General features: G+C 72.2%; 2 protein-coding genes. One reads left to right on the forward strand and one right to left on the reverse strand.

The features are described 5' to 3' along the window. Positions 1-58: 58 nt before the first annotated feature. The gene (locus ACFV0G_RS27620) at positions 59-2,290 is read right to left on the reverse strand and encodes an MMPL family transporter (RefSeq protein ID WP_380553556.1); all 2,232 of its coding nucleotides are present in this window, start codon (positions 2,288-2,290) and stop codon (positions 59-61) included. A gap of 508 nt (positions 2,291-2,798) precedes the next feature. Between ACFV0G_RS27620 and ACFV0G_RS27625 the strand changes: the two genes are divergently transcribed. Beyond that, complete coding sequence (locus ACFV0G_RS27625; protein WP_380553547.1) at positions 2,799-4,961, forward strand: MMPL family transporter; 2,163 nt, start codon at positions 2,799-2,801, stop codon at positions 4,959-4,961. Positions 4,962-4,995 lie beyond the last annotated feature (34 nt).

Raw genomic sequence — 4,995 nt, forward strand, 5'->3', positions numbered from 1 at the left:
CGCGCGCCCGCCCCGCCCCCCGCCGCCCCCGGGACCCGGCCTCGGGGGCGGGGCGGGGTCAGACCCGGGCGTCGCGCGGCCGGCCGCCGTCGGGCAGGTGCAGTCCGGCGGGGGCGGCGGCGGCCGGGGTGACCGGCGGGATGTCGGCGCCGTGCGACAGGTTCGGCAGCCAGTTCAGCCAGCGCGGCAGGTACCAGTTGCGCTCGCCGAGCAGGGTCATCACGGCGGGCAGCAGCACCGCGCGGATGACGGTGGCGTCGACCAGGACGGCGACCGCGAGGCCGGCGCCCATCTGCTTCATCGACTGCATGGAGAGCGTGCCGAAGACCGCGAACACCCCGACCATGATCACCGCGGCGCTGGTGACCACGCCGGCGGTGGAGCGGATGCCGTGGGAGACGGCGGCCCGGGTGGTCAGGCCCCGGTCGTGCGCCTCCTTGATCCGGGAGACCACGAAGACGTGGTAGTCCATGCTCAGGCCGAAGAGGATCACGAACAGGAACAGCGGGACCCAGCTCTCCACCGCGCCGACGCCGGTGGTGCCGAACAGCGAGGCGCCGACGCCGTGCTGGAAGACCAGCGCCAGCACGCCGTACGCGGCGCCGACCGAGAGCAGGTTGAGCACCACCGCGGTGGCCGCGATGCCGAGCGAGCGGAACGAGCAGAGCATCAGCAGGAAGGCGAAGGCGACCACGAAGCCGAAGACCGGGAGCATGGAGTCGGACATCTGCCGGTTGAAGTCGTGCGAGCCCGCGGTGCTGCCCGTGACCGGGGCCTCGGCGCCGGGCACTTTGAGCACCGTGGCGGGGATCACGTCCTTGCGCAGCGCGGTGAGGGCGGCGGTGCTGGTGTCGTCGTTGCCGCTGCCGTTCAGCGGGATGTCGATCAGGGCGACGTTCTGCTCCCGGTGCACGGTGACCTGGATCGGTCCGTGCATCCGACCGGTGGCCAGCGCCCTGGCCTGCAGGTCGGCGATCGCCTGCCGCATCGCCGGCGAGTCGATGGCGTCGGCCCTGACGACGACGGTGGCGGGGGAGGGGCTGCCCGGGAACGCGGCCTGGATGGCCTTGGAGGTGGCGACCAGGCTGTTTCCGGCGGGCAGTTGCTGCTGGAAGGTGAGGTTGGCGGTGTGCATGGTGAGCAGCGGGGCGGCGAGGCCCAGCAGCAGGCCGCCGGCGAGCACGGTGGCGGCGAGCGGCCGGTTCAGCACCGGAGTGAGCAGGGCGTTCCAGAGCCGGCCGCCGGCGGCGCCGTCGGTGCGGCGCAGCTTGTGCAGCAGCGGCAGGCGGCCCTTCTCGACGCGGTCGCCGAGCATGGAGAGCAGGGCGGGCAGCACGGTGAGCGAGCCGAGCACGGCGGTGATCACGACCAGGATGGTGGCGAAGGACATCGCCTGGAAGTCGGCGATCCCGGTGAGGAACATGCCGGCCATCGCGACCACCACGGTGACGCCGGAGACCAGCACGGCGCGGCCGGAGGTGGCGGCGGCGACCCGCAGGGCGCCGGCGGCGTCGCGTCCGGCGGCCCGCTCCTCGCGCTCGCGGCGCAGGTAGAACAGGCAGTAGTCGACGCCGACGGCGAGGCCGACCAGCAGCATCACCGAGCTGGCGTCGTCGCTGGTGTGCAGGATCCCGCTGCTGAGGGCGACCAGTCCGCCGGCCGCGATGAACGCGGTGAGGGCGAGCACCACGGGCAGGACGGCGGCGACCACGGCGCCGAAGGCGATCAGCAGGATGCCGAGCGCGAGCGGCACGGCCGTCCACTCGGCCCGCTGGAAGTCGTTCTTGAACTGGTCCTGGACCCACTTGCCGGAGCTGGCCTCGCCGAGCTCGGCGACGGTGGCGTCGCGGTGGGCGGCCTGCACGCCGGCGACCGCGGAGAGCACCGCGGGCACGTTGGCCACCGCCTGGTCGCGGTCCTCGCCGGCCACGGTGAACTGGATCAGCGCCGCGTGCCGGTCCGCGGAGACGGCCCCGGTGTCGTACGGGCTGCGCAGGTCGGCGGTCCTGCCGGTGGCGCGGACGGCGGCCAGCGTCTGGTCGACGAGGGCGTGGAAGGCCGGGTCGTCGGCGGTCCGGGCGGCGCTCTGCACCAGCACCGTCTCGCCGGCCGGTGTCTTGATCCCCGCGTCGTCGAGGATCTTCGCGGCCCGGGCGACCTCGCCGGGCATCGACTCGGCGTCGGTGACCTTGGTGCTGCCGTGGACGCCGCCGAGGTAGGCGGCGAGGACGACGAAGAGCAGCCAGCCGAAGACCGCGGTCTTGCGGTGTCTCGCACTCCAGGCGCCCATCGAGGCGGCCAGTCCGAGCTTGGGTGTCACGGTGAATCCCCCAGGGAGAGCGGCGGTCCTCGGGCCGCCGGAGCCGGTGCGCCGGGTGCGCTCCGGCGGCACAACCGACCCTAGGAAGTGCCGGCCTGACGCGGAATCGGGCCAGCGGGTGAGTCGACCCTGGGCCTGACCCGAGGTGCGGGGGTGGGGTTGTCCCTACCCGGGCCTCCTCCTCGGGGGCGGGGCGGAATCCACCCTGAGGCGGAGGCGGATCCACCCGGGGCAGGAGGAAAACCACTTGCCGTGCAGGTGAGGATGGATCGGGGGCGCGGCACCGGCCCCCTAGGGGTGTCCCGGAGCAAGGGGTTCCTTGCCGGGCGGCAAGTAAAGTCGCATAGGATGCCCGTACACGTCCTTACCTGCCGACCGGCTAGGGGGCGGCGGACGCCGCCGTCCCGCGCCCGGTCCTGCCGTCGCCCGTCCCCGTCCCCAGGGCTGCGGTGAACCATGCCCAGGAGGCATCACGAGCATGTTCCACCGAATCGGAGACTTCGTCGTCAGGCGGGCCTGGTGGGTGATCGCCACCTGGGTCGTGGCCGCGATCGCGATCATCGGCACCGCGCCCGCGCTCACCGCGCAGACCGACGAGAGCGCGTTCCTGCCCAAGCACTACGAGTCCATCCAGGCCTCGCAGATCCAGGAGAAGGCCTTCCCGGCCAACTTCACCCCGTCCGCCATCGCGATGTTCGAGCGCACCGACGGCGCGCCGCTGACCGACGCGGACAAGGCCACCGTCGGCAAGGTCGTCAAGGGCCTCACCGACAAGCACATCAAGTCCGTCGAGACGATCCTGCCGGTCGGCCCGCAGTCCTTCTCCAAGGACGGCAAGTACGGCCTGTCGATGATCGCCATCGACAAGAGCATCATGCAGAAGCCCGAGGCCGGCGACGCCGCCAAGGCCCTGCGCGACGGCGGCGCCGAGCTCACCGCCGGCACCCCGGTCAAGATGCTCGTCGGCGGCCAGGCCGCGATGAACTACGACCAGCAGGACTCCTCCAAGACCGCCAACATGCTGATCGGCCTCGGCACGGTCGTGATCATCCTGGTCACCCTGGGGATCATCTTCCGCAGCCCGATCATCGCGTTCCTGCCGGTGCTGTCGATCTTCGTCTACTCGATGGTCGCCAACGGCCTGATCGGCTACGCCAGCAAGCTCTTCGGACTCAAGTCCGACAGCTCGATGTCGGCGATCCTCATCGTCGTCCTCTTCGGCGTCGGCACCGACTACTTCCTGTTCCTGATGTTCCGCTACCGCGAGCGGCTGCGGGCCGGCGACAGCCGCAAGGACGCCGTCGCCAACGCGGTCGGCCGGGTCGGCGAGGCCATCGCCTCCGCCGCCGGCGCCGTCGCGGTCGCCTTCGCCGTCCTGATCCTCTCCAGCCTCGGCATGTTCAAGGCGCTCGGCCCCTCGCTGGCCATCGCCGTCCTGGTCACCGCCCTGGCCTCGGTCACCCTCGTCCCCGCGATCCTCTCGCTGATCCCCGAGCGGGTGCTGTTCTGGCCGTCCAAGGCCTGGCAGCGCGAGCCGTCCGACGCCCGCTTCGCCGCCATCGGGCGCACCGTCCAGCGCCGCCCGCTGTTCGCCGCGGTCGGCTCCGGCGCCGTGCTGATCGCCCTGGCCCTCGCCGCCTTCGGCTACCAGGGCACCTTCGACCTGGCCGGCAGCTCCATGCCGAAGACCAAGGAGTCGATGGTCGTCCAGAACACCCTCATGGGCGCGTTCTCGGCCGGCGCCGCCGACCCCAGCCACGTCTACCTCACCTCGACCGGCGACACCGCCCTCGGCGACTCCGCCGTCAGCGGCTTCGGCACTGCGCTCACCAAGGCCCCCGGCATCGCCCAGGTGCTGCCCAAGCCGCAGCTGAGCAAGGACGGCCGCACGGCCGACTTCACCGTGATGCTCAAGGACGCCCCGGCCAGCAACGAGGCCATCGACACCATCGGCGGCCTGCGCACCGTCGCCCACGACGCCGCGCCCCAGGGCACCAAGGCCTACGTCGGCGGCATCACCTCGGTGTACAAGGACATCAACACCGCGATGGCGCACGACTACTCGCTGGTCTTCCCGATCGCCGCGCTGCTCATCATGGTCATCCTCGGCCTGCTGCTGCGCAGCGTCGTCGCCCCCTGGTACCTGATGGCCTCGGTCGGCCTCGGCTTCGGCGCCACCCTCGGCGCCACCACCCTGGTCTTCCAGAAGATCCAGGGCGAGCCCGGCCTGATGTTCATGCTGCCGATCTTCGTCTACCTCTTCGTGGTGGCGATCGGCACCGACTACAACATCCTGATGATCGCCCGCCTGCGCGAGGAGGCCCAGGAGGGCCGCAGCCCCCGCGAGGCGGCCGGCGAGGCCATCCGGCACGGCGGCCCGACCGTCGCGGCGGCCGGCTTCATCCTGGCGGCCACCTTCGGCACCATGCTGCTGGCCGGCAACTCGCTCTTCAGCGAGCTCGGCTTCTCGATCGCCTTCGGCATCATCGTCTCGGCCTTCGTGATGGCGATGTTCTTCACCCCGGCGCTCACCGCCCTGCTCGGCCGCGCCGCCTGGTGGCCCGGCCACGGCGACAGTGCCGCCCCCCGGCCGCTGACCGTCGTCCCGGACGGCGAGCCGGAGCCGGCCGGCCGGGTCTGACCCGCCGCACACCGTCGCGGGCGGGGCAGGGGCC

It is taken from the genome of Kitasatospora sp. NPDC059571 (genome assembly GCF_042735675.1).
Taxonomy (GTDB): domain Bacteria; phylum Actinomycetota; class Actinomycetes; order Streptomycetales; family Streptomycetaceae; genus Kitasatospora.